Here is a 25,087-nt window from a genome sequence, read left to right on the forward strand (position 1 = left end):
CTCCTACGGGTTTTGTGGTGAATATACTTTTCTGCGTGCAGCCTCGGCGCTCACTGCTGCTGGACGGATATCACTGGCGCCGGGATCGGGATCGGGATCGGGATCGGTGTCGGGGAGACGAAGACTTTGGCGTGCATCTGCTCGCACCCGCCGCCCCGGCGCATGCCGCGGACCGGGCACGCATCGAGGTAATCAAGGCCTACTGCCAGTTTCAAGTGGCGCTCGGGCCTCGTCAGCTGATTGGTCACGTCGAAGCTGTACCAAGCGTCATCCAGCCAGGCTTCCGCCCACGCATGGCTGGCCAGGTGTTCGCAATCCTCTGTGTACAGATAGCCCGACACGTACCGCGCCGGAATGCCGAGGCTGCGCGCGCACGCCAGAAACGCGTGAGTGTGATCCTGACAAACGCCCGCACGACCAGCAAAAGCATTCGCCGCGCTGGTGTCGACCGCCGTAGAGCCCGGCGTGTAAGTCATGTGCTGGTTCAGCCCGTGCATCAAATCGATCAACGCTGTGCGATCGCGACGTTGCTTGCATTCCTTGCCGGCAAAAGCACGCAAGTCTTCGTCGGCTTCGGTCAGGCGGGTGAACCGCAAAAACGGCAGCGCTGACTGGCTCTCATTCTCGGCTTCGCGCAATTCGTCGATATCGACCTGGCCGCGCGCACCAATGATGATCGCCTCGTGCGGCTCGTCCATGGTCAGCACGTGCAGGATGTTGCCGAACGGATCAAGCTGCGCGCGCACCGGGCGCGGCAGGTCGAGCTGCCAGCTCAGCACGTGCTGGCGCTCGCTGTCGTGGGGAGTCAGGCGCAGATACTGGATGCTCGCCCGCACCTGATCTTCATAGTGATAGGTGGTCTCGTGGCTTATGGAAAGTCTCATGCAGCCTCCAGATACGAACTGTGAATGGCGTTGCCCAGCTGGCGCACCAGCGGGATGAACTCGGTCAGCCAGGCATGCAGGCCTTCGTCGAGAATTTCGCTGATGCCGGTGTAGCGCAGGCGTGCGTCCATCTCGGCCGCCAGACGCTGCGCAGGTCGACCGTTGGCGCCGGGCAGCTGCGCGAGAATCTGGTCGATCTCTTCGGTGCAGGCGCGCAACGAACGCGGCACGTCAGCGCGCAGCAATAACAATTCGGCGACATGCCGGGCGCCGGGGGCGTCGCGGTAAATTTCGGTATAGGCCTCGAAGGACGACAAGGCTCGCAACAACGCGCTCCACTGGTAATACGCGTGAGCCGTGCCATCGCTGACCGCTTCGGCCTGATCGCCGGCCATTTCGTAGCGCGCATCGAGCAGTCTCAGCGTGTTGTCCGCCCTTTCGATAAACGTCCCCAGGCGAATGAAGCGAAACGCATCGTTGCGCATGATCGTGCCGTAGGACGCGCCACGAAACAGGTGGGAACGTTCCTTGATCCACTCGCAAAAACGGCTCATGCCGTAGCGACTCAAGCCTTGATCGGCGATCCCGCGAATTTCCAGCCAGGTGGCGTTGATGTTTTCCCACATGTCGGCGGTTATTCGCCCACGCACCGCGTGTGCACTGGCGCGGGCCGAACCGAGGCAACTGTAGATGCTCGCCGGGTTGGCCGCGTCCAAAGCAAAGAAATGCAACAGGCGTTCGGCATGCAGATCGCCGTGGCGCTCGAGGTAATCCTCGAGGGTGCCGGTGATCAGCAACGGCATGGCGAGTTCGTGCAAGCCGTCACCGCGACCATCCTGTGGCATCAGCGACAGCGAATAGCTGATGTCGAGCATCCGCGCGAGGTTTTCCGCCCGCTCCAGGTAACGCGACATCCAGTACAAATCCGAGGCAGTTCTACTTAACATGGCAGGCTTCCTTCAATCCTCGACCACCCAGGTGTCCTTGGTGCCGCCGCCCTGGGAGGAATTCACCACCAGGGAGCCTTCACGCAGGGCGACACGGGTCAGGCCGCCGGGGACAACCCGGGTTTCGCGGCCAGACAATACAAACGGACGCAGGTCGATGTGCCGCGGCGCGATACCGTTTTCGACAAAGGTCGGACAGGTCGACAGCGACAACGTCGGTTGCGCGATATACGCGTGGGGTTTGGCCTTGATCCGCTGTCGAAACGATTCGATTTCCGCCGCCGTCGCCGCCGGCCCTACCAGCATTCCGTAACCGCCGGAGCCCTGGGTTTCCTTGACCACCAGGTCCGGAAGGTTGGCCAGCACGTGGGAAAGTTCGGCGGGATTACGACACTGCCACGTCGGCACATTCTTCAGAATCGGCTCTTCGTCGAGGTAGAAGCGGATCATGTCCGTGACGAACGGGTACACCGATTTGTCATCCGCCACGCCGGTGCCGATAGCATTGGCCAGCACGACGTTGCCGGTGCGATAGGACGACAGCAGCCCCGGCACGCCAAGCATCGAATCGGGATTGAACGCCAATGGATCAAGGAAGGCATCGTCGAGCCGGCGGTAGATCACGTCGACCGCTTTCGGGCCGTCCGTGGTGCGCATGAACACCTTGTCGTCACGAACAAACAGGTCGGCGCCTTCCACCAGTTCCACGCCCATTTCCCGAGCCAGAAAAGCATGCTCGAAAAACGCGCTGTTGAAGCGACCCGGCGTCAGCACCACCACGCTCGGGTTGTCGATCGGGCTGGAGCTTTTCAGGGTGTCGAGCAGCAGGTTCGGGTAATGGTCGATGGGCGCGATGCGCTGGGCGGAGAACAATTCGGGGAACAGCCGCATCATCATCTTGCGGTCTTCAAGCATGTAACTGACGCCGCTGGGCGTACGAAGGTTGTCTTCGAGCACGTAGTACGTGCCGTCGCCATCGCGTACGAGATCGACGCCGGAGATGTGCGAATAGATGTCGCGGTGCAAATCCAGCCCCTGCATCGCCAACTGATATTGCTCGTTGGCCAGGACCTGTTCCGCCGGGATGATGCCGGCCTTGATGATGCGTTGCTCGTGATAGAGGTCAGCGAGGAACATGTTCAGCGCCTTGACTCGCTGAATGCAGCCGCGCTCGACGATTCGCCACTCGCTGGCCGGGATGCTGCGCGGGATGGTGTCGAACGGGATCAGCCGCTCTGTGCCCTGCTCGTCGCCGTAGAGCGTGAACGTGATGCCGGCGCGATGGAACAGCAGATCGGCTTCGCGTCGCCGTTGGGCCAGAAGCTCGTCGGGGGTGTCCGCCAGCCAACGGGCAAACTCCCGATAATGCGGGCGGACCTGGCCGCCGGCATCGTACATCTCATCAAAATAGGTGCGGATCATACCGTGCTCCTTGTCACCCGGACGCGTAAGCCATCGCAAGGCCCGTGCCATCGGCAGAATCGCTTTGGTATCAATCGGTTGCGTAATCGGCTTAAACAGGCCGCACCGTTTCTGTGCGCTAAGCGCTCGCACTGGATTAGCTGCGCCTCATTGCAAGGCGGGGTAAAGGCTATCAGCGACATAGTCAGAGGCGATTTCTCAGGGTGGATGCGAGTGGGGATAATCCGTGCACTCGCAGGAAATCTGCCCAAACTTCCCTTTTAGCCGCCCGCTCAGGCGGCTTTTTTTTGCCCAAGCTTTCGGCACGTCTTACGTTCAGCGCACCTGAACGAAAAATGGCCAACCCGGAGGTTAGCCATTAGCGGATGTTGTCGCTGTTCATGATGTCAGGCGAGTCGCCCTCGGACCTCCTGCTTGACGCCCCACCCTTCGATGATGCCGCCCAAAGGCTCGACCACGGCCTCGAAATCCTGCTCGAAATCGCCGATGCCGTCATAAGTGGCGGACATCACTTTGCTGAGTTCCAGATACCACGCGCCGTCATCGCGCACGCTGATCTGTGCGTTCATGGATTCGCCATTGTAGTGACCTGCCGCCCTGCGTGCCCGCTCCTCGTCCGGGAAAATGGCGTAGAACTCGATGGGATGAAACCGGGAAAAATCGAAACCGCCTTCTTTCATGCGGCGCAGCACGTTGCTGCTGATGTCTTCTTGATAGGCTGTGCTCATGAATCGTCCCCCTCACACTGATGGATAGACTTTCCGTATTCCCAACTGCGCAGCCGCTGGCGGCGAGTGAAGCGGTAACCACGTTACCGCCGGGAAGCAAGCATGTAGCTGACAAGACCAGACCTTAGCGCGATCCGTTCGCTGATCTCGCTTGCAGAGTAGCCGCAAGTCCGAGCTGCTGCCAAGGCCTGGTGTTTCAAAATTGTGCCACGGGGGATATTAGACGGGAGTAACGGGAGTAATGCCGAGGATTTCTATGCTGTTCTGGGTTTTGAGACTTTTTACGCTGGCGTCGTCGGTGCGCCCTTCCAGATCGTTCAGATCCAGTTTGGCGGCGACAGGGAAAAGCCGCTCCTTGAGCAATGCGGCGGCTTGCTCTTTGTCCGGGCACTCTTCGAACTCAAAGATTTCTTCGACTGTTTCGCCGTGATCATCCACGTAAGTGACTGTCCACTGTTGCATCGGTGCCTCCTCGATAAAACCCGCAAGTGGGCTTACCACTATCTGGACTTTTGCACCGTGTGATCGTTCAACGGGATTGCGCTGTGCTGCCATGAAAAACGTGGAGGAGCTGGCTTGCCAGCGATCGGATAATCGCAGCGTGGCTGGCAGACCGAGGCGTCTGCATCGCCAGCAAGCCGGCTCCTACAGAAACAACTTAGTCGTTACTTGGTTTGTTGACCGCCTGCAGCACGTATTGCGGCAAGGCAAAGGCGCCGATGTGGATTTCCGGGTTGTAGTAGCGGGTGATGATGCCGCTGCCGGCGAAGCGCTGTTGCAGGGTTTCGCGGGACAATTTGCGGTAAGACGTGTTGGTCGCGCCCCACGCAAACGTCATCGAGCCGCCAATGTAAGTCGGTACGGCGGCCTGATAGAAATGCCAGTCCGGGAACAGGCTGCGCAGGCGTCCGGCGGTGGTTTTGACTTCTTCGATCTGCATGAAAGGCGTACCGTTCTGGGTCACCAGAATGCCGCCCTCGTTCAGGCAGCGACGGCAGGCCTGATAGAAGTTCTCGGAAAACAGCACTTCGCCCGGGCCGATCGGGTCGGTGGAGTCGGAAATGATCACGTCGAATTTTTCAGTGGTGGTCGCGACGAAACGCATGCCGTCGTCGATTACCAGGTTCAGGCGTGGATCGTCGAACGCGCCCTTGGAATGATTCGGCAGATACTCTTTGCACATGTCGACCACCGTGCCGTCGATCTCGACCATGGTGATGTGCTCGACGCCGCCGTGTTTGGCAACCTCACGCAGCATGCCGCCGTCGCCACCGCCGATGATCAACACGCGTTTGGCCGTGCCATGCGCGAGGATCGGCACGTGGGTGAGCATCTCGTGATAAATGAATTCGTCGGCTTCGGTGGTCTGGATGACGCCGTCCAGCGCCATGACCCGGCCCATGCGCGGGTTTTCGAAAATCACCAGGTGCTGGTGTTCGGTGCGCACTTCGTGCAGCAGTTTTTCCATGCGAAAACGCTGACCGTAGCCTTCGTAGAGGGTTTCCAGGTATTCGCTGGTCGGGGTGGTGCTCATGGGAAGTGCTCCGATGAATGCGGTGGCAACGGACGGTTACCCGCCCATGATGGCCAATCGATCGGCTCGATTGCCCGGGAAAGGCGCGCATTCTACGTCGCGGAAGATGACAGGTCGAACCTCAGTTGCAGGGTCCGCGTCATCCCTTGTAGGTGCTGAACATAATGCTGGTCCGACAAACACTGACTTGTAGGAGCTGGCTTGCCAGCGATGGGATCGGCGCGGTGCATCTCAATAACCGCGGTGATGCTATCGCTGGCAAGCCAGCTCCTACAGATCGGGGTCAGACCAGGTCGGTGGCGTGTGGGGAACCTTGTCAGATCCGCACGTTACCGCGTGGGCCGGCGATGGCCCAGATGATCAGGCCGAGGACTGGCAGCAGCAGGATCAGCAGTACCCAGACGATTTTCATGCCTGTGGAAGCGCCACTTTTCAGTACGTTGATGATTGCCCAGATATCCAGAGCAAGAATGATCAGGCCAATCAGGCCGTTGAACGTGGAACCCATGGTGTCGCTCCCTATAAGTGGTGTGCCCTCTTAGGATAGTCGGCGAATGTCAGGGTTCCGTATTATTCCATTAAACGTGAATCGCCACTTTCAACGCTTCCAGCGATGGCGCGGCGGTGATGCCGACTTCGGCGCACAGCTCAAGCACGCGCGGCACGTCATTGCCGAAAACCAGCACCACTTGCAGTTCGTCGTCGAGCAACTGGCTGAAGTTCATCAGCGTGTAGCCGCCGTTTTCCTTGTTCATGCTGCCCATCTGCACCTGGATGCGGTTCAACGCCGTCAGGGCTTCTGTCTTGGCCAGTTGCTTGGGCTTGATATTGAAATCGACGCCCGGGCCGAACGAGGCAACGATCTGCGCGAACAGGTCCATGTAAGTGTCGGCTTGAAACAGCACGGTTTCCGGCAGGCTGCCGACTACCACCCACTCGCCCAACGGAATCGGGAAAGTCTCGTCGTAGTTGATGTCCGGATTGGCTGTGAGAAAAGCCGCAGGGTCCGCGTAGGCCTGTGCCGCTTCGTCAGCGACCTTGGCGATTTCTTCATCGCTCATGCACCCGGAGCTGATTTTTGTGATGAGTTCGACGAGTGCGGCTTTCATGGCGATGGATCCTGTAGCGAGGGAATTTTGAAGGCGCGCAGGATAGCGCATTCCGCCCGGGGTTGGCTGCTGTGGGGAATCTTGACCCACATCAAGATCCAGCTGATTCGATAGCGGCACAATGATGGCACCTTGCCAATGCTGTTTCCGCTATCAGAGAAAACCTACATGGGTGCCTGGCTTAGCAACATCTCGTTGAAGTACAAATTCTGGGCGGTAAATGCCGTCGCTTTCGTCACCACGCTGTTGCTGGTGTTGTATGCCGTGCAGCTTGAACAACAGGCGCGCATTGAGGCGTTGAAAACTTCGGCCCAGTCGCAGGCGCGATTGTTGGGCGCGTGGCCGCAAGGTCAAGCACTGCCTAAAGCGCAGAACGTGGTGGTTTTCAATCACGGGCAGGCGCCCATGTTGAACGGGCAACCGTTGCTGGCACTGGAGGATTCCGGTGGCTGGGTCGAACTGGAGGCGATGCCGTTGTTCGGCGATAGCCCGGTAATAGGCGCGCAAGTGTTTAAACGCGCAGACGGCCAACAGGTCGCGGTGATTGCCCAGGGTCCGAGCCTGGTTCAGGTATTCACGGAGCGTCTGGCGAATTACGCAGTGGCCGTGTTTATCCTGATGCTGGCGATGCTCGGGGCTTCGCAGCTGTTGATCCGTTTTCTGCTCAGCCAGCTCAATACGTTGAAAGACGTGATGCTGTATGTCGAGCAAACCGGTGATCTGTCGGCGCGGGTGCCTTTGGCCTCCAGGGATGAAGTCGGGCAGATGGCGAACGCGTTCAACGCCATGCAGGCTGGGTATCAACGGGTGGTCAACACCGTCGCCCATACTGCGCGGCAACTGGATGTCGGTGCGGCGCGGCTGGCGTCGAGCATGACCGATGTGCGCCACGGCATGCTGGGTCAGCAAAGCGAAACGGATCAGGCCGCCACCGCGATCAACGAAATGACGGCGACGGTTTATCACATCGCTCAACATGCCGGCGCCACGCGGGACCTTTCGCAGACGGCCGATACGTTGGCGGGCAGCGGTCAGCAGGTGGTGAGTCGGGTGCAGCAATCAATTTCCGGGTTGTCAGCCGGGGTGCAGCAGACGGCCGAGATGATCCAGCGGCTGGCACAAGACAGTCAGAAGATCAACGGTGTGGTGAATGTGATTCACAGCATTGCCGAGCAAACCAATCTGCTGGCGCTGAATGCGGCCATTGAGGCGGCGCGTGCCGGGGAAATGGGCCGTGGTTTTGCGGTGGTCGCCGATGAAGTACGCAACCTGGCCAAGCGCGTGCAGGCGTCGACGGACGAGATCACGCAGATGGTGTCCGCCTTGCAGGCCGGGACGCGGGATGCCGTGGACTTCATGCAGGAAAGCTCCTTCAAGGCCGATCACTGCGTGCAACAGGCGCAGGCGGCGGGTGCGGCTTTGGCAGAAATCACCAGCGCCGTGGCGCAGATGCGCGAAAGTAATACGCAGATTGCGGTGGCGGCGGAGCAACAGAGCCAAGTGGCGGAAGAGATGAACCGGGCGGTGGTGAGTATTCGTGATGTGACTGACAACACCGTGCAGCAGACGGTGAGTTCGGCGACCACCAGTCAGGAGTTGGCGGCGTTGGCCGGGGAGTTGAGCAAGGCAATTGGGCAGCTGCGTTTGTAAGGGCCTCATCGCGGGTAAGCCCGGCTCCCACAGGGATCGAGGGTGTCTGGGTGAATGCGGTCCACTGTGGGAGCTGGATTGCCTGCGATGGCGGTCTTCGATTCAGCCTGATTCTTGCGAATGTACTCAATGCAGGTGGGAGCAAAGCTTGCTCGCGATGAAGGTCATGCGGGCAGTATCGAGTTTGACCATGGCCGCTATCACTTCGATAGCCAAGCTTGATTCGCCGGGCTGATCGGGCGGGCCTATTCTTCAAACATGTGTTCAACATGGATTGAGGATTAACATCATGGGCAAACGTCACCCCAACCTGCCCGCCTGGCAATGGCGAGCTTACCCGAACAATCATCAGCACCCGACCAATCTGGTCCTGCACCTGATTGCCGTGCCGCTGTTCATCGTGGCGTTTTTGCTGCTGGTTTGCGGGGTGTTCGGCCTGAGCTTCGTCAACTTCGCGATTGGCGTCATCGGTCTGCTCGCCGCGTTAGGCCTGCAACGTCACGGTCACAGCCTGGAGGCCGAGGCCTCCGAGCCGTTCAGTGGACGCAAAGATGCGGTCTCGCGGCTGATGATCGAGCAGTTCCTGACCTTCCCGCGATTTTTCCTCAGCGGTGGCTGGTGGCGCGCCTGGCGTGAGCGCCACCGTCGGCACTGATCAGTTAAAAAGCATCAGGCAAAGATCGTCACGGTCTGCCGACTGATGGCAATCAACTGCCCGTCCGCGCTCCACAGTTTCGCCGCCGCATGACCGTAGCCGTCAGCGGCATGCTCGATTTCCACGAGGTACTTGCACCAGTCCAGCGTGGTCAGCGCCCGTAACGGCTGAACGAATTCGATGGTCCAGGTCAGCGTGCTGCCCATCGCCGGTTTGTTCAGGTGCGGCAACAGCGCCGGTGGCCAGGCGTCGACCAGCGCCAGAATGTGCGACTCGCTGAGCGCCTCTTCCTTCACGTCCCCGCGCAAACGCACCCAACCGCCCATGTCTCGCGACTTGTTACCGGTAAACGGCAAACCGCCGACACTCCAGCGCATCGCCGTGTGCCGCATGAATTCCGGGGTGACGCCTTTGATGTACGGCAATTCCTGACAGTCGTCCCAGTGCTTCATCTCGGGCGCGGGCAACGCCGTCACCGCGACTTCGGACGGACGCGAGGCGCCGAAGCTGCCCTGAATCAGCGTCACGACCTGGCCTTTCTGCAGTGCCCGACCCAACACCTGGCTGACGGCTTTGCCTTCGCGCAGCACTTCCACTTCAAAACTGACCGGCACGTCCGGCTCGACCGGGCCGACGAAGGTGATTGCCAGCGAACGAACCGGACGGTCCGCCGGGACTTTTGCGCGCATGGCTTCATATTGCAACGCCGCGACCAGGCCGCCGAAGCTTGCCCGCCCCGCGCCCATTCGGCCGGGATGGTCAGCGCCTGGGGTTGGCTGCGAACGGCGTCGAGCAAATCGGAAAAGCGCATGAGGACCTCGGGACGGGAAAAGAATGGGGGGATATTAACCAGTGGGCGCGGAGGGTGCAGGACGTGTTTTGGCCAAAGAGGCGGATAGATAGGACGGGGCCAGTCATCGACGAGCCCCTGTGGGAGCGAGCCTGCTCGCGAAAGCGGTTTCACTGCCAGAGTGACAGTGACTGACGGTGCGCCATCGCGAGCAGGCTCGCTCCTACAGGTTGGATCGGTGGTGGGTCAGGATTTGAAGCAACTGGCGCTGAGCTTGTCGAGCACGCGATCGGCGCGGGCTTCGGCTTTGGCCATGGTGGTTTGCCAGACCGGCACGCATGGCTGCAGATCCGCTTCCTGTTCGGCACGGGCCAGCCACTGCCAGCAATCATGCCAATCGCCCAGCGCGGCCTGCGCCGACTTCAAACGCGGCGCCGCCGGTTTCGGCAGGCGATCCAGTTCTGGGTAGGCCTCGATGCCGTAACGCACGCGCTTGATCAGCAGACGCAAACGGTGGCGATCATGCGCAGGATCATGCAACGCCTCATCGAGTTTCTCCCATTGCTTGCCCAGCCGTTTTTCCACGCGTTTGCGCAAGCCGTTGAGCAAACCCTGATGCTGAGCCGCGCGCAAAAAGCGTGGGAATGCATCAAGGATCATCAACAGTTGCGTCACTTGCGCACTGCTCGCGACTTGTGGATAAGCCTTGGCCATCTGCGCCATGCGCCGTTGCGCGGCCTCGGGTTGATCGTGTTCCAGCAGGTACGCCGCCAGCACCTCGCGGTCACGCAACGGTGTGGTCAGGTCACCGACAGCCTTGGCCGCCGATTCCAGTTGCTCGACGCCAGGCAAGCCGCGCAAGGGTCGCAGCAAACTGCGCAAACGGCGAACCGTGGTACGCAGATCGTGCAACGCCTCCGGGTCGGTGCGCTCACTTAAACGCGCCTGACACACCATCACCCGCACTTCCAGGCCCATTACATGAGCCACTAACTGATCAACCAAGGCCGACATCACTTACTCCCTGACTTGAAATTCCACTGACGTTTGCTCAGGCCTCAACGGCCTGCGCGCGACTCGCGGATATAGAAGCGAGCTTTCTCGGCTTTCTTGCTGCAGCCTTCGAATGCTTCGAATTGTTGTTGTGTCTTGGCGCCGGTCAACAGCGACAGTGCCTTGGAGTAACTGACATTGCCGGCGAAACCTTCCGCCTTGGCCAGGTCCAGTTCGCGCCACGCCGCATCGAGACCGCTGGCGCAGCTGTCACGGTAAGCGGTTTTGCCAGCGCAACCGGCGAGCACCAGCGCGATCAAGGGCACACAGATCCAGGCTTTCATTAAACACACCTCAACATTAGGTAAACAGTCGTGCACGTATGACGGTCTGGCAAGGGAAAAGTGCCTTCCCCACGCCGAAACCGTAGCGCAGGCGAGAATAACCCTGAGCCGCCATGGAGTGTCGAAAAAACGACGTTGTCACCCCGCCTGGCGACCTTGGCGATTGAAGCGCGACCCACGATGGGTGCATTGTTCAACCTTGTCAGACGAGGGCGGTTCATGAAAAAGCGTGTCGCATTGGTGCTGGGTTCAGGTGGAGCCCGGGGCTATGCCCATATCGGCGTTATCGAGGAAATCGAACGGCGCGGCTACGACATCGCGTGCATTGCCGGTTGTTCGATGGGTGCAGTGGTCGGCGGTATCTATGCCGCCGGCAAACTCGAAGACTATCGCAACTGGATCGAGAGCCTGGACTACCTCGACGTGTTGCGCCTGGTGGATGTGAGTTTTCGTCTGGGGGCGATTCGCGGGGAAAAGGTCTTCGGACAAATCCGCAAGATCGTCGGCGAAATCAACATCGAAGAACTGCGCATTCCTTACACGGCGGTGGCCACTGACCTGACGAATCAGCAGGAAATCTGGTTTCAGGAAGGCTGTTTGCATCAGGCCATGCGCGCTTCGGCGGCGATTCCCAGTTTGTTTACGCCGGTGATGCAGGGCAATCGCATGTTGGTGGATGGCGGGCTGCTGAACCCGTTGCCGATCGTGCCGGTGGTGTCGAGTCATTGCGACTTGATCATTGCGGTGAATCTCAACTCCACCAATCAGCGCCACTATCAGTTGCCGGTGATTCCGCGTCCGCCGGCGTTTAAAAGCCGTTTCGATAACCTGGTCAGTTCGCTGGGGTCGAAGATGCCGTTTCGGCGCAAGACGGCGGAGAAGTTGTTGTTGCTGGAACAGGAAGCGTTGAAGGCCGAGGCAGCGGATATCAATCCTTGGATCGAATCGGCTGAGCCGGAAGCGCAGCAACCGGCGGCGGCGCCTGAACACGCGGGTGCGCCGAAGTCGGCCACCGGGTCGTTCATTATTGATAACGTCGGGCCGGCGTCGTTGCTGGATTTGATCAACCAGAGTTTCGAGGTGATGCAGACGTCGCTGGCGCAGTACAAGATCGCCGGGTATCCGCCGGATATTTTGATCAATGTGCCGAAACGGGTGTGCCGGTTTTTCGAGTTTTACAAGGCGCCGGAGTTGATCGCGCTAGGGCGTGAGATCGCGCGGGATACGCTGGATCGGTATGAGAGTGAGCAGAAGAGCGAGCCTTGATTGTTTGGGTGCAAACACCTGTGGCTTTTGTGGCAGGGCAGCTTTTTGTGGCGAGGGGGCTTGCCCCCGTTGGGCTGCGAAGCAGCCCCAGCCCGAGACATGTGGTGAGCCTGAAGAAATGAGATTGTATGGTTAGGGGCTGCTGCGCAGCCCAACGGGGGCAAGCCCCCTCGCCACAAAAGCTCCATCGCCACGCGGCTGTATGTTCAGACACCGCCCTCCTCCAGCAACCGGTACCCAACCCCCGCTTCGGTCACGATGAACCTTGGTCGGGTCGGGTCGTCGGCGAGCTTCTGGCGCAAGTGGCCGACGACGATCCGCAGGTAATGGCTGTCCTCGGTGTGCGTCGGCCCCCAGATGTCCTTGAGCAATTGCTGCTGCGTGATCACCCTTCCCGGATGCCGCGCGAGTTGCGCAAGCACCGCGTACTCCTTGCGGGTCAGCGCGACTTCGGCACCGTCGAGCAATACCCGGCGATAGGCCAGGTCGACGGTCAACGGGCCGAATGTCAGTGCCGCCTGCTGAACTTCGCCGGTCGGTGCCTGGCGCAACAACGCGCGCACCCGCGCCAGAAATTCCTGAATGCCGAACGGCTTGGTCACGTAGTCATTGGCGCCGCCGTCCAGCGCTTCGACTTTCTGCCCTTCGCTGGCGCGCACCGACAGCACCAGCACCGGCACCGTCGACCATTCACGAAATTCACGCAGCACTTGCTGGCCGTCCATGTCCGGCAGGCCGAGGTCGAGCACCAGCAGGTCCGGTTTGTTCAGCGCGGCTTGCGCCAGGCCCTCGCTGCCGGTGCCGGCCTCAAGCACTTTGTAGCCTTGGGACGCGAGGCTGATGCGCAGGAATTTACGGATTTGCGGTTCGTCGTCGATGACCAGAATGGTCGCGGTCTGGCTCATAATTGGCGGTCACGGCAGGAAGATGGGCGAAGAGTATCAGGCTTCGATTTCAACGCTCACTCTCCAGGGCCGGTTGTTCCTGCAAAGGCAGGTGCAAGGTGATGCAAGTGCCGCGGCCTTCAATGCCGTCGGCGACGCTGATCCGCCCGCCATGGGCGCCGACCATGCCCTGACAGATCGCCAGCCCCAGCCCGGTGCCCTGCCCGCCCCGATCACCGCGCGCAGCGGTGTAAAACATGTCGAAAATCTTCGCGCGCTCCTCTTCGGGAATGCCCGGCCCTTCATCGCTGACCGAAAAATAGATCTCGTCATCGCCCGAGCCGGCGCGCAGTTGCAGGCGGCCGTGGACCGGTGAAAAGCGCGCGGCGTTTTCCAGCACGTTGACCAGCGCCTGTTCGATCAAGGCGGCGTGGACATACAGCAGCGGCATATCGGCCGGCAGTTCGGTGCTGACCTGCAACGGCGACAGCACGGCGCGCAGGCGATTGAGCGAGCTGCCGATGATGTCTGCCGGGGCCACCCAGTCCCGCGCCAGTTTCAATGCGCCATGGCCGAGACGGGTCATGTCCAGCAGGTTCTGAATGTAGCGGTCGAGGCGTTCGGCTTCATCGCGGGTGCCTTCGAGCAGCTCGCGGCGATCTTCCAAGGGGATCGCCTCGCCTAGCGCCAGCAGGCTGTCGATGCTGCCGCGCATGGACGTCAGCGGTGTGCGCAAATCATGCGAGACCGAGGCCAGCAGCGCGCTGCGCAGTTGCTCGGTTTCGCCATGCAGGCGCGCTGCTTCGAGGTCGTCGGCGAGTTGCGCGCGGGCAAGTGCCTGGGCCAGCGGCTGACTCAACGCCGTCAGCAAACGCCGGCGTTGGCCGCTCAAGGTCTGGCCTTCTTTGGCGCACACGCCGAGGATCGCCAGCGGCCCATCTTCCACTGACAGCGGCCACCACCACCAACGTCCGGCCGGCAGCGTGCCGGTGCCGGCACCGGCCGGTTGGTCGTGCTGCCAGGCCCAATCGGCGGCGGCACGTTCGGTTTCGCTGAATTCCAGCGGCCCACCGGTTTCAACTTTCCAGCCAGCCGCACCATCGCGATTGAGCAGGCACACGCTTAAATCAGTCCAGCCATCGAGGTGCTGCGCGGCGGCGCTGATCACGGCCTGACGGTCGGTGGCGGCGGTGAGTTTGCGCGACAGATCGAGCAGTTCGCTGGTCTCTTCCTGAGTGTCCCGCAGCGCTTGCAACTGCCGACGCTGACGCGCGGCGAGGTTGCCGGTGAGCGCGGCCATCAGCAGGAAAAACAGCAAGGTCAGCACGTCTTCTTCGCGCTGAATGCTGAAGGAAAAATTCGGCGGGATGAATAGAAAATCGTAGGTCAGGAATGACATCGCCGCGCAGGCCAGCGCGGGGCCAAGGCTGCTGCGCACCGCCACCAGCAGCACGGCGGCGAGGAACACCAGCGAGATATTCGGCAGCGGCAGGACGCTGGCCACGGCCCAGGCGAGTGCGGTGGCCAACAGCGTCGCAACCAGCGCGAGCGCGTAGTCGAACCACACCAGCGAAAGTGCCGAGCGTTGCCGCGGTGGATGCTGCGGGTGGTCGCTGTCGAGGACGTTGATTTCCAGTCCGCGGGCATTGCGCAGCAAACGTGACGCGAGGCCGCCGCCGAACAGGCGTCGACGCAGGCGCTGTCGAGACTGGCCGACCAGCACCAGGCTGGCGCGGCGTTCGGCGGCGTGCTGGATCAGGGTTTTCGCCACCTCGCCGGCGCGCAGCAGCACCACTTCGCCGCCAAGACGTTCGGCCAGTTGCTGGGCGCTTTGCAGGCGCAGGCGCGCTTGCTCATCGCGCGCGCTGCCGTTGTCGACGTGCACCAGGCTCCAGGGCAGATGCCGACGCTGGGCGACGCGGCTGGCGTGACGCACCAGGCGCTCGGCGTGTTCATCGCCATCGACGCCGACCAGCAAACGACCGCGCACGGCGGGCGCCGCCTGGCCGAGTTGGCGATAACCCTGGGCAAGGTCGTTGTCGACTTGCGCAGCGGCGGTCTGCATCGCCAGTTCGCGCAGCGCGGTGAGGTTGGTCTGGGTGAAAAACGCATCGATGGCCGCCCGCGCCTGCTCCGGCACGTAGACCTTGCCGTCGCGCAGGCGCTCGAGCAGTTCGCGGGGTGGCAGGTCGATCAGCAGCAATTCGTAGGCTTCTTGCAGCACCCAGTCGGGCAGGGTTTCGCGGACCTGTACGCCAGTGATGCCGCGAACTTGGTCGTTGAGACTTTCGAGGTGCTGGACGTTGACGGTGGTGAACACGTCGATGCCCGCGGCGAGCAGCTCCTGAATGTCTTGCCAGCGTTTCGCGTGGCGGCTGCCGGGGGCGTTGCTGTGGGCGAGTTCGTCGACCAGGACCAGCTTCGGTTTTGCCGCGAGCAGGCCGTCGAGGTCCATTTCTTCGAGCATCACGCCACGGTATTCCGAGCGCACCAACGGTTGCTGGGGCAAGCCGCCGAGCAGGGCTTCGGTTTCAGCGCGGCCGTGGGTTTCGACGACGCCGGCGAGGACTTTGACGCCCTGGCGCAGTTGCGTGTGCGCGGCTTGCAGCATGGCGTAGGTCTTGCCGACACCGGGTGCGGCGCCGAGGAAAACCTTGAGACGGCCACGGCCATTGCGGGGCAGGTCTGCTAGAAGCGCGTCGGCGCGGCCGGAGTTGCTCATGCTTGAAGCTCACTTTATTCAGATAGTGAAAGGGTGATTGTTGTATTGCCTTCGCGAGCGGGCTCGCTCCCACATTGGAATGTATTGTCCTGTGGGGTTGGTGGTGACTGTTGGGTCGCCTTCGCGAGCAGGCTCGCTCCCACAGGGATAGCATTTTTCTGTGGGACTTGTGGTGACTGTTGGGTCGCCTTCGCGAGCGGGCTCGCTCCTACATTGGAATGTATTGTCCTGTGGGGCTTGTGGTGACTGTTGGGTCGCCTTCGCGAGCGGGCTCGCTCCCACATTGGAATGTATTCTCCTGTGGGGCTTGTGGTGACTGTTGGGTCGCCATCGCGAGCGGGCTCGCTCCCACATTGGAATGTATTCTCCTGTGGGGCTTGTGGTGACTGTTGGGTCGCCTTCGCGAGCGGGCTCGCTCCTACAGGGGATAGCATTGTCCTGTGGGTTGGTGGTGACTGTTGGGTCGCTTTCGCGAGCAAGCCCGCTCCCACATTGGAATGTATTCTCCTGTGGGAGCGAGCCTGCTCGCGAATGGTGGCGCCGCTGATTTAGAGGCTTTCCAGCGCGATGTTCAGCGCCAACACGTTTACCACCGGCGGCCCTACCAGCGGCTGTTCGATGTGTTCATCCAGCAACTGCTGCACCTTCGCCATCGGCAGGTTACGCGCTGCCGCGACACGCGCCAGTTGATAGGCAATCGCGGCCGGAGGCAAGTGCGGATCGAGGCCGCTGCCTGAGGTGGTCAGCAGCGCCAGCGGCACCGGGCCTTGAGCGGGTACCAGGAGTTTATTGGCGTCTTCAATCACCCGAGTCGCCAGGGCCGGGTTGCTCGGTGCGAGGTTGCTGGCACCGCTAGATACGGTGGCGAAGGCGCCGGCGGATGGGCGCGGGTGGAACCAGGTGTCGCCGGTGAAATCCTGGGCGATCAGGGATGAACCGCGGACTTTGCCGTCGGCATCGTGGATGAGGCTGCCGTTGGCTTGATCGGGGAATGCGACCTGGGCGATGCCGGTGACCAGCAAGGGGTACGCGATGCCGGTGATGAGGGTCATCAGCACCAGGAGGCTAAGGGCTGGGCGTAGGGTTTTGGACATTGCTAAATCCTCGAATTGGAAAAATCTCAGTGCAAATGGATTGCCAGTGACAAGTGATAACCTGTGGCGAGGGAGCTTGCTCCCGCTCGGCTGCGCAGCAGTCGTAAATACAGCGAATGCGGTGGACCTGAAGGCTTGCGGTGGCTGGATGGGGGCTGCTTCGCAGCCCAGCGGGAGCAGCTCCCTCGCCACAAGGGCTCTCTTGCCACGCAAGCTTGCTTGCCACAAAAGGCCGCTCCACAGCGACTTATCGTCAAACCAAATGCAACGCCGTCAGCAGCATGTCGATTGCTTTGATGCCCACAAACGGCACCACCAATCCACCCAATCCGTAGATCAGCAAATTGCGCCGCAACAACGCCGCCGCACTTGCCGCTTGCACACGTACGCCGCGCAACGCCAGCGGGATCAGCACGACGATGATCAGCGCGTTGAACACAATCGCCGAGAGGATCGCGCTCTGCGGACTGCTCAGTTGCATGACGTTAAGCACGCCCAGCTGTGGATAAATCGAAGCAAACAGCGCCGGCAAAATGGCGAAGTATTTGGCCACGTCGTTGGCAATCGAAAACGTCGTCAGCGCGCCACGGGTCACCAGCAATTCCTTGCCGATCTGCACCACGTCCAGCAGCTTGGTCGGGTCGCTGTCGAGGTCGACCATGTTGGCCGCTTCGCGCGCCGCTTGCGTGCCGTCGTTCATCGCCATGCCGACGTCCGCCTGCGCCAGGGCCGGGGCGTCGTTGGCGCCGTCGCCGCACATCGCGACCAGGCGACCGTCGTTCTGCTCATGACGGATGCGTGCGAGTTTCTTCTCCGGCGTGGCCTCGGCCAACACGTCGTCGACGCCGGCCTCTGCCGCAATCGCCGCAGCGGTCAGCGGGTTGTCGCCGGTGACCATCACCGTGCGAATCCCCAACTTGCGCAGTTCGGCAAAACGCTCGCGGATGCCGGGCTTGACCACGTCTTTAAGATGGATCACGCCAAGCAATTTACCGTCCGCGCAGACCAGCAACGGCGTGCCACCGCTCTGCGCGATGCGCTCGATTTCCCGGGTCAGTGCCGGGGCCAGATCAGCGCGCTTCAGGCCAACGAAATCCAGCAGCGAATCCACCGCACCTTTGCGGAACACGCGACCCTGATAGTCCACGCCGGACAAACGCGTCTCGGCACTGAACGGCACGCCGGTCAGCAACTCGGCGGCAGGCTCGGGTTGCGGATGCAGGCTGCGCAAAAACTCGACGATGGATTTGCCTTCCGCCGTGTCATCGGCCAGCGATGCAAACAGCGCACCTTCGGCCAGTTGCATGGCGCTGACGCCGGGCGCGGCATACACCGCCGTGCAACGACGATTGCCGAACGTGATGGTGCCGGTCTTGTCCAGCAACAGCACGTGCACATCCCCCGCCGCTTCCACCGCGCGACCGGATTTAGCAATCACGTTGAGGCGCACCAGCCGGTCCATCCCGGCAATCCCGATGGCCGACAACAAACCACCAATCGTCGTCGGAATCAGCGTGACCAATAACGCCACGAGGAACACCAGCGGCAGGCTGCCGTTGGCAAAATACGCAAATGGTTGCAGGGTGACGACCACCAGCAGAAAGATCAGAGTCAGACCGATCAGTAGAATGTCGAGCGCCACTTCGTTCGGGGTTTTCTGGCGTTTGGCGCCTTCGACCAAGGCGATCATGCGATCGAGTGTGGACTCGCCGGGGTTGCTGGTGATCCGCACCAGCAGCCAGTCGGAGACCAAACGAGTGTTGCCGGTGACCGCCGAGCGATCACCACCGGACTCACGAATCACCGGCGCCGATTCACCGGTAATCGCCGCTTCGTTGACTGCCGCGATGCCCTCGATCACCTCGCCGTCACCGGGGATCATTTCCCCCGCCGCGACGCGCACCACATCACCTTTGCGCAGGCTGGTGGCGGGCACAATCTGGAAGCTGCCGTCGGCTGCTTTGCGACGTGCGCTGAGACCTTCGCTGCCGGCCTTGAGGCTGTCGGCGCGAGCCTTGCCGCGACCTTCAGCCAGTGCCTCGGCGAAGTTGGCAAAGAGCACGGTGAACCACAGCCACAGGGCGATTTGTGCGGCGACGAAAGTCGGCACCGCAGGGTCGGGAATGAAGCACAGCACAGTGGTAAAAATGGCGGTCAGTTCGACCACCAACATCACCGGCGAACGCTTCAACTGACGCGGGTCGAGCTTGACGAAGGCTTGCAGCAGCGCCGGTCGCCATAGTGCCGACATTGCGGTTTTCGGTTGTTCCGGCGCCTTCGCGGCTACCGGTTTACTTGCGGGCATGTTCAATGTTCTGCTCCTAAAAAGAGAACTGAAATCCAGTACCAATCAGCGAACCCATAATCCGAACTCTGTAGCAGCTGGCGCAGCCTCTGGCCGCGTTCGGACGTCCGGCTGCGCAGCAGTCGTTCACCTTACCCATGCGCGGCGTCAGGAAAACCTTTACGACTGCTGCGCAGCCGGACGCAGGCTGCGCCAGCTGCTACAGAGCGGGTTTTGTCTGACTGATTGGCATCAGGCTCAGAAACCCAGGCTCAAATGTTCAGCAATCGGACCGAGCGCCAGCGCCGGCAGGAAGGTCAAACCGCCCACCAGCAAAATGGTCACGGTCAGCAACGTCACGAACAACGGGCCGTGGGTCGGGAAACTGTTCGGGCTGATCGGCGCGGCTTTCTTCATCGCCAGGCTGCCGGCCAGCGCCAGCACCGGCAGGATGTAGCCGAAGCGGCCAAGCAACATGCCGAAGCCGAGCATCAGGTTGTGAAACGCAGTGTTGGCACCAAAGCCACCGAACGCCGAGCCGTTGTTGGCGCTGGCCGAGGTGTACGCATAAAGCAACTGGCTGAAACCGTGCGCGCCGGGGTTGCTCACCGATGCCACCGGGCCCGGCAGGCTGGCGGCGATTGCGCCGAATACCAGTACGCCGACGGGCATCACCAGCAGCGTTACCACGAGCAATTGCACTTCTTTGGCCTGAAGTTTTTTGCCGAGGTATTCCGGGGTGCGGCCGATCATCAAACCGGCGAGGAACACCGCGATCAGCACGTTGAGCAACATGCCGTAGAGCCCGGCGCCGACGCCGCCGAAGATCACTTCGCCGACCATCATGTTGACCATCGCCACCATGCCGCTCAGCGGGTTGAGGCTGTCGTGCATGGCGTTGACCGAACCGTTCGATGCGGCGGTGGTGGTCACCGACCAGAGCACACTGGCGGTGGTGCCGAAGCGCGCTTCTTTGCCTTCGAGGGGCGCGGTCTGTTCGACGGCGGCGTTGTTCAGGGTCGGGTTCGGTTGATGTTCGGCCCACAGCGAGGTCGCCCCGCCGATCAGGAACAGTGCGAGCATGCAGGCGATGATCGCGCGGCTCTGGCGCAGGTCTTTGACGTAATGGCCGAAGGTGAACACCAGCGCGGCCGGGATCAGAATGATCGAAGCCACCTCGAACAAGTTGCTCCAGGCGGTCGGGTTCTCGAACGGGTGCGCCGAGTTGACGCCGAAGAAACCGCCACCATTCGTGCCCAGTTGTTTGATCGCGATCTGACTGGCCGCCGGGCCGAGCGGGATCATCTGATCGACGCCTTGCATCGTCACAGCGCTCACGTACTGCGCGAAGGTTTGCGGCACGCCCTGCCAGACGAGATACAGCGCCAGCAGCAGGCACAGCGGCAACAATCCGTAGAGGGTGGCGCGGGTCATGTCGACCCAGAAGTTGCCGACAGTGCGGCTGGATTTGCGCCCGATGCCACGACACAGCGCGACCAGCACGGCCAGGCCGGTGGCGGCGCTGACGAAGTTCTGCACGGTCAGGCCGACCATCTGGCTGAGGTAGCTGAGCGTGGCTTCGCCGCTGTATGACTGCCAGTTGGTGTTGGTCATGAAGCTGACGGCGGTGTTGAAAGCTTGCGTCCATTCCTGCCCCGGCAGGTTCTGCGGGTTGAGCGGCAGGTAGTTCTGGAACAGCAGGATCGTGAACAACAACACGAAACCGGCGAGGTTGAAGGCGAGCAACGCCAGGGCGTATTTCTGCCAGCTCTGTTCGCTCTGCGGATCGACGCCGGCGACGCGATAGCAACCGCGCTCGACCGGTCCGAGGACCGGTGACAGCCAGGTCCGCTGGCCTTCCATCACCTTGTAGTAGAACCGCCCGAGAAACGGTGCCGGTATCAGCACCAACGCGAAGAAGGCCAGAATCAGCCAATAGTCATAACTGTGCATTAGCCGCCCCTAGTTCCGGTCCGCGCGCAACAGCGCCACCAACAGATAAATGAACAGCGCCGCTGCCAGCAGCAGCGACACCCCGTCCAGAATGCTCATGGGTCAATCTCCGTGTTACGGCTTGTTGCCGCTTGTGGAGGTATTGTCGGGAGGGAGGGTGTAAAGGCGCGAGATCGAGGGGGTGGGTGGGGGATAAAGAATGTGTAAAGAACGAGGTGATTGGGATGAACGCGATCAACTGTAGGAGCTGGCTTGCCAGCGATGGCGGCCTCAAATTCAGCCTGATTCTCGCGAATGTACTCAACATCTGTAGGAGCCAAGCTTGCTCGCGATGCCGTTGGGTCAGCCAATATCTATATCGCCTGACACGGCCTCATCGCTGGCAAGCCAGGCTCCCACAGGGATCGAGGTTGTCTGGGTAAATGTGATCCACTGTGGGAGCGGGCTTGCTCGCGAAGTCGGTCTTCAATTCAGCCTGATCCGCCCGAATGTACTCGGTCCACTGTGGGAGCTGGCCTGCCGGCGATAGCGGTGGGTCAGCCGATATCCATATCGCCTGACACGGCCTCATCGCGGGCAAGCCACGCTCCCACAGGGGAACGCGGTTACTTCAATGACCGCGATCCACTGTGGGAGCGAGCCTGCTCGCGATATAGGTCATCAATTCAGCCTGATCCGCCCGAATGTACTCGGTCCACTGTGGGAGCTGGCCTGCCGGCGATAGCGGTGCGTCAGCCGATATCCATATCGCCTGACACGCCCCTCTCGCGGGCAAGCCCTGCTCCCGGTGGTCCCATTAGTGCACTAACAACTCGACAAATTCCAAATCGGATCAACACTTCTATTGCCTTACCCCGACGCTGCCGACAAGCTACGCCTATTTGCGTTATCGACTTCCGAAAAAGGCTGGCCAACATGCGTATCCTCATCACCGGCGGTGCCGGTTTCATTGGCTCCGCGCTTATTCGCGAGCTGATTCAACACTCCAGCCATGAAGTGCTGAACCTGGACAAGCTGACCTACGCCGGCAATCTTGAATCGTTGACCAGCATCGCCAACGACACGCGCTATGAATTCGTGCAGGCCGACATCGTCGACCAGGCCACCGTCAGCGCCGTGCTCGCGCGGTTCCAGCCGCAGGCGATCATGCACCTGGCGGCGGAATCCCACGTCGACCGTTCCATTGACGGTCCGTCGGATTTCATCCAGACCAACATCGTCGGCACCTACAGCCTGCTGGAAGCCGCCCGCGCCTACTGGCAGACCCTCGCCGAGCCGGAAAAAAGCGCGTTCCGCTTTCACCACATCTCCACCGACGAGGTCTACGGCGACCTGCACGGCGTCGACGATCTGTTCACCGAAACAACGCCCTACGCGCCAAGCTCGCCCTATTCCGCCAGCAAAGCTGCGTCCGACCATCTGGTCCGCGCCTGGCACCGCACCTACGGTTTGCCGGTGCTGCTAACCAACTGCTCGAACAACTACGGCCCGTTCCACTTCCCGGAAAAACTGATTCCGCTGGTCATCCTCAACGCCTTGGCGGGCAAACCGCTGCCGGTGTATGGCAATGGCCTGCAAGTGCGCGACTGGCTGTTCGTCGAAGACCACGCCCGGGCGCTATTGAAAGTCGTCACCGAAGGCCAGATCGCCGAAACCTACAACATCGGCGGCCACAACGAACAAACCAACATCGACGTAGTACGCGGTATCTGCGCGCTGCTCGAAGAACTGGCACCGCAGAAACCTGCAGGTATCGCACACTACGCCGACCTGATCACCTTCGTTCAGGATCGCCCGGGCCACGACCTGCGCTACGCCATCGACGCCAGCAAAATCGAACGCGAACTCGGCTGGGTGCCGGAAGAAACTTTCGAAACCGGCCTGCGTAAAACCGTGCAGTGGTACCTCGATAATCTGCAATGGTGCCGTCGGGTTCAGGACGGCAGCTATCAAGGCGAACGACTGGGCGCCATCAATACAAAGGAGTTGCTCGCATGATCAAGGGAATAGTTCTGGCGGGCGGTTCGGGCACGCGTCTGCATCCAATCACACTCGGCGTGTCGAAACAGCTGCTGCCGGTCTACGACAAACCGATGATCTACTACCCGATCTCGGTGCTGATGCTCGCTGGCATCAAAGACATTCTGGTGATCTCGACGCCACAGGATCTGCCGCAATACCGTAATCTGCTGGGTGACGGCAGCCAATTTGGCGTGAACTTCAGCTACGCCGAGCAGCCGACCCCGGATGGCCTGGCCCAGGCATTTCTGATCGGCGAAGAATTCATCGGCAACGACCCGGTGTGCTTGATCCTCGGCGATAACATCTTCCACGGCCAGCACTTCGGCGAGCAGCTGCAAAGCGCGGCGAAACGCGCGTCCGGCGCGACCGTGTTCGGTTATTGGGTGAAAGATCCCGAGCGCTTTGGCGTGATCGATTTCGACAGCGAAGGCCGCGCCCTCTCCATCGAAGAAAAACCGAAAAAACCGAAGTCGAGCTACGCCGTTACCGGTTTGTATTTCTACGACAACGACGTGATCAAGATCGCCAAAGCGGTCAAGCCGTCGCCGCGCGGCGAACTGGAAATCACCGACGTCAACAATGCTTACCTCGAACGCGGCGATCTGCAGGTTGAACGCTTCGGGCGCGGTTTCGCCTGGCTCGACACCGGCACCCACGACAGCCTCCTCGAAGCCTCGCAATACGTGCAGACCATCGAGCATCGTCAGGGCCTGAAAGTTGCCTGCCTTGAGGAAATCGCTTACGAAAACAAATGGATCAACCGCGAGCAATTGCTCGAACGCGCGCGCTACTTCGGCAAGACCGGTTATGGCCAGTACCTCGCCAAACTGGCTGGGGAAGAGCAATGATCCTTCTATCCGCGAATGACACTTCTAAAGCGGAACACCTGAGCGTATGAGAATTTTGATCAGCGGTAAGCACGGTCAGGTATCCCGCGAATTACAGCGCCGACTGGGCAGCGTCGGCGAAGTGATCGTGCCCGGCCGCGAGCAGCTTGATCTGCTGCGACCGGAGCACATTCGCCAGCAGGTGCGCACGATCCGCCCCGATCTGATCATCAATGCCGCGGCTTACACCGCCGTTGATCTGGCGGAAAGCGAGGCGAACACAGCGTTTGCCATCAACGCCACCGCGCCCAGGATTTTTGCCGAAGAAGCGCTGGCGCTGGACATCCCGCTGATTCATTACTCCACCGATTATGTGTTCGATGGCTCCAAGGTTGCCGCGTACACCGAAGAAGATGTGCCCAATCCGCTTGGGGTTTACGGAGCAAGCAAGCTGGCCGGAGAACGGGCCATCACTGATGTGCAGGGTAAACACCTGATCCTGCGCACCAGTTGGGTTTACTCGACCCATGGCCGCAATTTTCTGCTGACGATGCAGCGTCTGTTGCAAGAGAAGCCAGAGTTGCGGATTGTTGCAGATCAGATCGGCGCGCCGACCTGGGCGGGGACGATTGCCGAGAACACTCTAGCGCTGATTGAACGCTGGCAATCGGGGGCGTCCGCTTGGGGCACCTATCACCTGACTGCTCAGGGTCAGACTTCATGGTTCGGTTTTGCCCAAGCGATTGGCGAAGCGTTGCGTGAGCAGGGTAAGCCTTGTGCGGAGTTGCTGCCGATTCCGTCCAGCGACTACCCGACGCCTGCTGCCCGGCCACTGAATTCGTGTCTGGATTGCAGTCGGTTGGAGCGGGATTGGGGGGTTAGTCAGCCGGAGTGGCATACCGCGTTGCGTGAGTGTCTGGCTGAACAGAAGTAACCGTCGAGGCGAATCTGTAGCCAATCACTGAAACACCACTGATCC

At 60.9% G+C, this 25,087-nt stretch carries 22 protein-coding genes and 1 pseudogene; 6 read left to right on the top strand and 17 right to left on the bottom strand.

The features are described from left to right. Positions 1 to 50: 50 nt before the first annotated feature. The 8 genes from ACYZTS_RS23815 to ACYZTS_RS23850 form a co-directional block, all read right to left on the bottom strand. Positions 51 to 884 (bottom strand): transglutaminase family protein, encoded by an 834-nt coding sequence (locus ACYZTS_RS23815; RefSeq protein ID WP_461992482.1) that lies wholly within the window; start codon positions 882 to 884, stop codon positions 51 to 53. Then, positions 881 to 1,831, bottom strand: coding sequence for an alpha-E domain-containing protein (locus ACYZTS_RS23820; RefSeq protein WP_461992483.1), 951 nt, complete (start codon positions 1,829 to 1,831; stop codon positions 881 to 883). Before ACYZTS_RS23820 ends, ACYZTS_RS23815 begins: the two co-directional genes overlap by 4 nt. Positions 1,832 to 1,843: 12 nt before the next feature. Further along, positions 1,844 to 3,253, bottom strand: a complete 1,410-nt coding sequence (locus tag ACYZTS_RS23825) for a circularly permuted type 2 ATP-grasp protein (RefSeq protein ID WP_461992485.1) — start codon at positions 3,251 to 3,253, stop codon at positions 1,844 to 1,846. Positions 3,254 to 3,639: 386 nt separating this feature from the next. After that, a complete protein-coding gene (locus tag ACYZTS_RS23830) occupies positions 3,640 to 3,981 on the bottom strand; it encodes a ribonuclease E inhibitor RraB (protein WP_461992486.1) in 342 nt (113 codons plus the stop codon). A gap of 219 nt (positions 3,982 to 4,200) precedes the next feature. Then, complete coding sequence (locus ACYZTS_RS23835) at positions 4,201 to 4,443, bottom strand: hypothetical protein (protein ID WP_461992488.1); 243 nt, start codon at positions 4,441 to 4,443, stop codon at positions 4,201 to 4,203. Between the two features lie 196 nt (positions 4,444 to 4,639). Further along, positions 4,640 to 5,515, bottom strand: coding sequence for a polyamine aminopropyltransferase (gene speE, locus ACYZTS_RS23840; RefSeq protein WP_461992489.1), 876 nt, complete (start codon positions 5,513 to 5,515; stop codon positions 4,640 to 4,642). A 316-nt stretch (positions 5,516 to 5,831) separates the two neighbouring features. Continuing rightward, a complete protein-coding gene (locus ACYZTS_RS23845; protein ID WP_028622263.1) occupies positions 5,832 to 6,023 on the bottom strand; it encodes a PLDc N-terminal domain-containing protein in 192 nt (63 codons plus the stop codon). A gap of 70 nt (positions 6,024 to 6,093) precedes the next feature. Beyond that, entirely contained in the window at positions 6,094 to 6,624 is a 531-nt protein-coding gene (locus tag ACYZTS_RS23850) for a hypothetical protein (RefSeq protein WP_461992491.1), read from the bottom strand. Between the two features lie 168 nt (positions 6,625 to 6,792). Here ACYZTS_RS23850 and ACYZTS_RS23855 point away from each other — a divergent pair, with 168 nt between their 5' ends. Both ACYZTS_RS23855 and ACYZTS_RS23860 read left to right on the top strand, forming a co-directional pair. Beyond that, positions 6,793 to 8,274, top strand: coding sequence for a methyl-accepting chemotaxis protein (locus ACYZTS_RS23855; protein ID WP_461992493.1), 1,482 nt, complete (start codon positions 6,793 to 6,795; stop codon positions 8,272 to 8,274). Positions 8,275 to 8,563: 289 nt separating this feature from the next. Beyond that, the gene (locus ACYZTS_RS23860; RefSeq protein ID WP_461992494.1) at positions 8,564 to 8,929 is read left to right on the top strand and encodes an Mpo1-like protein; all 366 of its coding nucleotides are present in this window, start codon (positions 8,564 to 8,566) and stop codon (positions 8,927 to 8,929) included. 14 nt (positions 8,930 to 8,943) lie between these two features. On the opposite strand, the pseudogene ACYZTS_RS23865 reads toward ACYZTS_RS23860, so the two are convergent. The 3 genes and pseudogenes from ACYZTS_RS23865 to ACYZTS_RS23875 form a co-directional block, all read right to left on the bottom strand. Then, a pseudogene (locus tag ACYZTS_RS23865) lies at positions 8,944 to 9,740 on the bottom strand (acyl-CoA thioesterase). A gap of 225 nt (positions 9,741 to 9,965) precedes the next feature. Next, entirely contained in the window at positions 9,966 to 10,733 is a 768-nt protein-coding gene (locus ACYZTS_RS23870; RefSeq protein WP_461992496.1) for a CHAD domain-containing protein, read from the bottom strand. Positions 10,734 to 10,777: 44 nt separating this feature from the next. Next, positions 10,778 to 11,056: a hypothetical protein gene (locus ACYZTS_RS23875; protein ID WP_028622258.1), complete on the bottom strand. Its 279-nt coding sequence runs from the start codon at positions 11,054 to 11,056 to the stop codon at positions 10,778 to 10,780. A gap of 219 nt (positions 11,057 to 11,275) precedes the next feature. On the opposite strand from ACYZTS_RS23875, the gene ACYZTS_RS23880 reads away from it, so the two are divergent. After that, positions 11,276 to 12,322 carry a patatin-like phospholipase family protein gene (locus ACYZTS_RS23880; protein WP_028622257.1) on the top strand — a complete coding sequence of 349 codons (1,047 nt, stop codon included), beginning with the start codon at positions 11,276 to 11,278 and terminating at the stop codon, positions 12,320 to 12,322. A 206-nt stretch (positions 12,323 to 12,528) separates the two neighbouring features. Here the strand turns inward: ACYZTS_RS23880 and ACYZTS_RS23885 are convergent, their stop codons facing one another. The 6 genes from ACYZTS_RS23885 to kdpF form a co-directional block, all read right to left on the bottom strand. Continuing rightward, positions 12,529 to 13,227, bottom strand: a complete 699-nt coding sequence (locus tag ACYZTS_RS23885) for a response regulator (RefSeq protein WP_461992499.1) — start codon at positions 13,225 to 13,227, stop codon at positions 12,529 to 12,531. A 49-nt stretch (positions 13,228 to 13,276) separates the two neighbouring features. After that, positions 13,277 to 15,928 carry a DUF4118 domain-containing protein gene (locus ACYZTS_RS23890; RefSeq protein WP_461992501.1) on the bottom strand — a complete coding sequence of 884 codons (2,652 nt, stop codon included), beginning with the start codon at positions 15,926 to 15,928 and terminating at the stop codon, positions 13,277 to 13,279. A gap of 548 nt (positions 15,929 to 16,476) precedes the next feature. Then, entirely contained in the window at positions 16,477 to 17,022 is a 546-nt protein-coding gene (gene kdpC, locus ACYZTS_RS23895) for a potassium-transporting ATPase subunit KdpC (RefSeq protein ID WP_461992503.1), read from the bottom strand. A gap of 253 nt (positions 17,023 to 17,275) precedes the next feature. After that, positions 17,276 to 19,327: a potassium-transporting ATPase subunit KdpB gene (gene kdpB / locus ACYZTS_RS23900; protein WP_461992504.1), complete on the bottom strand. Its 2,052-nt coding sequence runs from the start codon at positions 19,325 to 19,327 to the stop codon at positions 17,276 to 17,278. Between the two features lie 237 nt (positions 19,328 to 19,564). After that, entirely contained in the window at positions 19,565 to 21,259 is a 1,695-nt protein-coding gene (gene kdpA / locus ACYZTS_RS23905; protein ID WP_461992506.1) for a potassium-transporting ATPase subunit KdpA, read from the bottom strand. 9 nt (positions 21,260 to 21,268) lie between these two features. Continuing rightward, positions 21,269 to 21,358, bottom strand: coding sequence for a K(+)-transporting ATPase subunit F (gene kdpF, locus ACYZTS_RS23910; protein ID WP_461992507.1), 90 nt, complete (start codon positions 21,356 to 21,358; stop codon positions 21,269 to 21,271). Positions 21,359 to 22,174: 816 nt separating this feature from the next. On the opposite strand from kdpF, the gene rfbB reads away from it, so the two are divergent. The 3 genes from rfbB to rfbD are packed head-to-tail and all read left to right on the top strand — an operon-like array spanning position 22,175 to position 25,042. Continuing rightward, positions 22,175 to 23,257 (top strand): dTDP-glucose 4,6-dehydratase, encoded by a 1,083-nt coding sequence (gene rfbB / locus ACYZTS_RS23915; RefSeq protein ID WP_461992509.1) that lies wholly within the window; start codon positions 22,175 to 22,177, stop codon positions 23,255 to 23,257. Further along, a complete protein-coding gene (rfbA, locus tag ACYZTS_RS23920; RefSeq protein WP_461992511.1) occupies positions 23,254 to 24,129 on the top strand; it encodes a glucose-1-phosphate thymidylyltransferase RfbA in 876 nt (291 codons plus the stop codon). The genes rfbB and rfbA overlap by 4 nt, the downstream gene beginning before the upstream one ends. A 46-nt stretch (positions 24,130 to 24,175) precedes the next feature. Further along, positions 24,176 to 25,042 carry a dTDP-4-dehydrorhamnose reductase gene (rfbD, locus tag ACYZTS_RS23925; RefSeq protein WP_461992513.1) on the top strand — a complete coding sequence of 289 codons (867 nt, stop codon included), beginning with the start codon at positions 24,176 to 24,178 and terminating at the stop codon, positions 25,040 to 25,042. Positions 25,043 to 25,087 lie beyond the last annotated feature (45 nt).

The sequence above is a fragment of the Pseudomonas sp. TMB3-21 genome, assembly GCF_054898145.1.

Bases quoted from the DNA above. Each gene is read 5' to 3' on its own strand.
- ACYZTS_RS23815 (WP_461992482.1), bottom strand. From the start codon at position 884: ATGAGACTTTCCATAAGCCACGAGACCACCTATCACTATGAAGATCAG.
- ACYZTS_RS23820 (WP_461992483.1), bottom strand. From the start codon at position 1,831: ATGTTAAGTAGAACTGCCTCGGATTTGTACTGGATGTCGCGTTACCTG.
- ACYZTS_RS23825 (WP_461992485.1), bottom strand. From the start codon at position 3,253: ATGATCCGCACCTATTTTGATGAGATGTACGATGCCGGCGGCCAGGTC.
- ACYZTS_RS23830 (WP_461992486.1), bottom strand. From the start codon at position 3,981: ATGAGCACAGCCTATCAAGAAGACATCAGCAGCAACGTGCTGCGCCGC.
- ACYZTS_RS23835 (WP_461992488.1), bottom strand. From the start codon at position 4,443: ATGCAACAGTGGACAGTCACTTACGTGGATGATCACGGCGAAACAGTC.
- speE (WP_461992489.1), bottom strand. From the start codon at position 5,515: ATGAGCACCACCCCGACCAGCGAATACCTGGAAACCCTCTACGAAGGC.
- ACYZTS_RS23845 (WP_028622263.1), bottom strand. From the start codon at position 6,023: ATGGGTTCCACGTTCAACGGCCTGATTGGCCTGATCATTCTTGCTCTG.
- ACYZTS_RS23850 (WP_461992491.1), bottom strand. From the start codon at position 6,624: ATGAAAGCCGCACTCGTCGAACTCATCACAAAAATCAGCTCCGGGTGC.
- ACYZTS_RS23855 (WP_461992493.1), top strand. From the start codon at position 6,793: ATGGGTGCCTGGCTTAGCAACATCTCGTTGAAGTACAAATTCTGGGCG.
- ACYZTS_RS23860 (WP_461992494.1), top strand. From the start codon at position 8,564: ATGGGCAAACGTCACCCCAACCTGCCCGCCTGGCAATGGCGAGCTTAC.
- ACYZTS_RS23870 (WP_461992496.1), bottom strand. From the start codon at position 10,733: ATGTCGGCCTTGGTTGATCAGTTAGTGGCTCATGTAATGGGCCTGGAA.
- ACYZTS_RS23875 (WP_028622258.1), bottom strand. From the start codon at position 11,056: ATGAAAGCCTGGATCTGTGTGCCCTTGATCGCGCTGGTGCTCGCCGGT.
- ACYZTS_RS23880 (WP_028622257.1), top strand. From the start codon at position 11,276: ATGAAAAAGCGTGTCGCATTGGTGCTGGGTTCAGGTGGAGCCCGGGGC.
- ACYZTS_RS23885 (WP_461992499.1), bottom strand. From the start codon at position 13,227: ATGAGCCAGACCGCGACCATTCTGGTCATCGACGACGAACCGCAAATC.
- ACYZTS_RS23890 (WP_461992501.1), bottom strand. From the start codon at position 15,928: ATGAGCAACTCCGGCCGCGCCGACGCGCTTCTAGCAGACCTGCCCCGC.
- kdpC (WP_461992503.1), bottom strand. From the start codon at position 17,022: ATGTCCAAAACCCTACGCCCAGCCCTTAGCCTCCTGGTGCTGATGACC.
- kdpB (WP_461992504.1), bottom strand. From the start codon at position 19,327: ATGCCCGCAAGTAAACCGGTAGCCGCGAAGGCGCCGGAACAACCGAAA.
- kdpA (WP_461992506.1), bottom strand. From the start codon at position 21,259: ATGCACAGTTATGACTATTGGCTGATTCTGGCCTTCTTCGCGTTGGTG.
- kdpF (WP_461992507.1), bottom strand. From the start codon at position 21,358: ATGAGCATTCTGGACGGGGTGTCGCTGCTGCTGGCAGCGGCGCTGTTC.
- rfbB (WP_461992509.1), top strand. From the start codon at position 22,175: ATGCGTATCCTCATCACCGGCGGTGCCGGTTTCATTGGCTCCGCGCTT.
- rfbA (WP_461992511.1), top strand. From the start codon at position 23,254: ATGATCAAGGGAATAGTTCTGGCGGGCGGTTCGGGCACGCGTCTGCAT.
- rfbD (WP_461992513.1), top strand. From the start codon at position 24,176: ATGAGAATTTTGATCAGCGGTAAGCACGGTCAGGTATCCCGCGAATTA.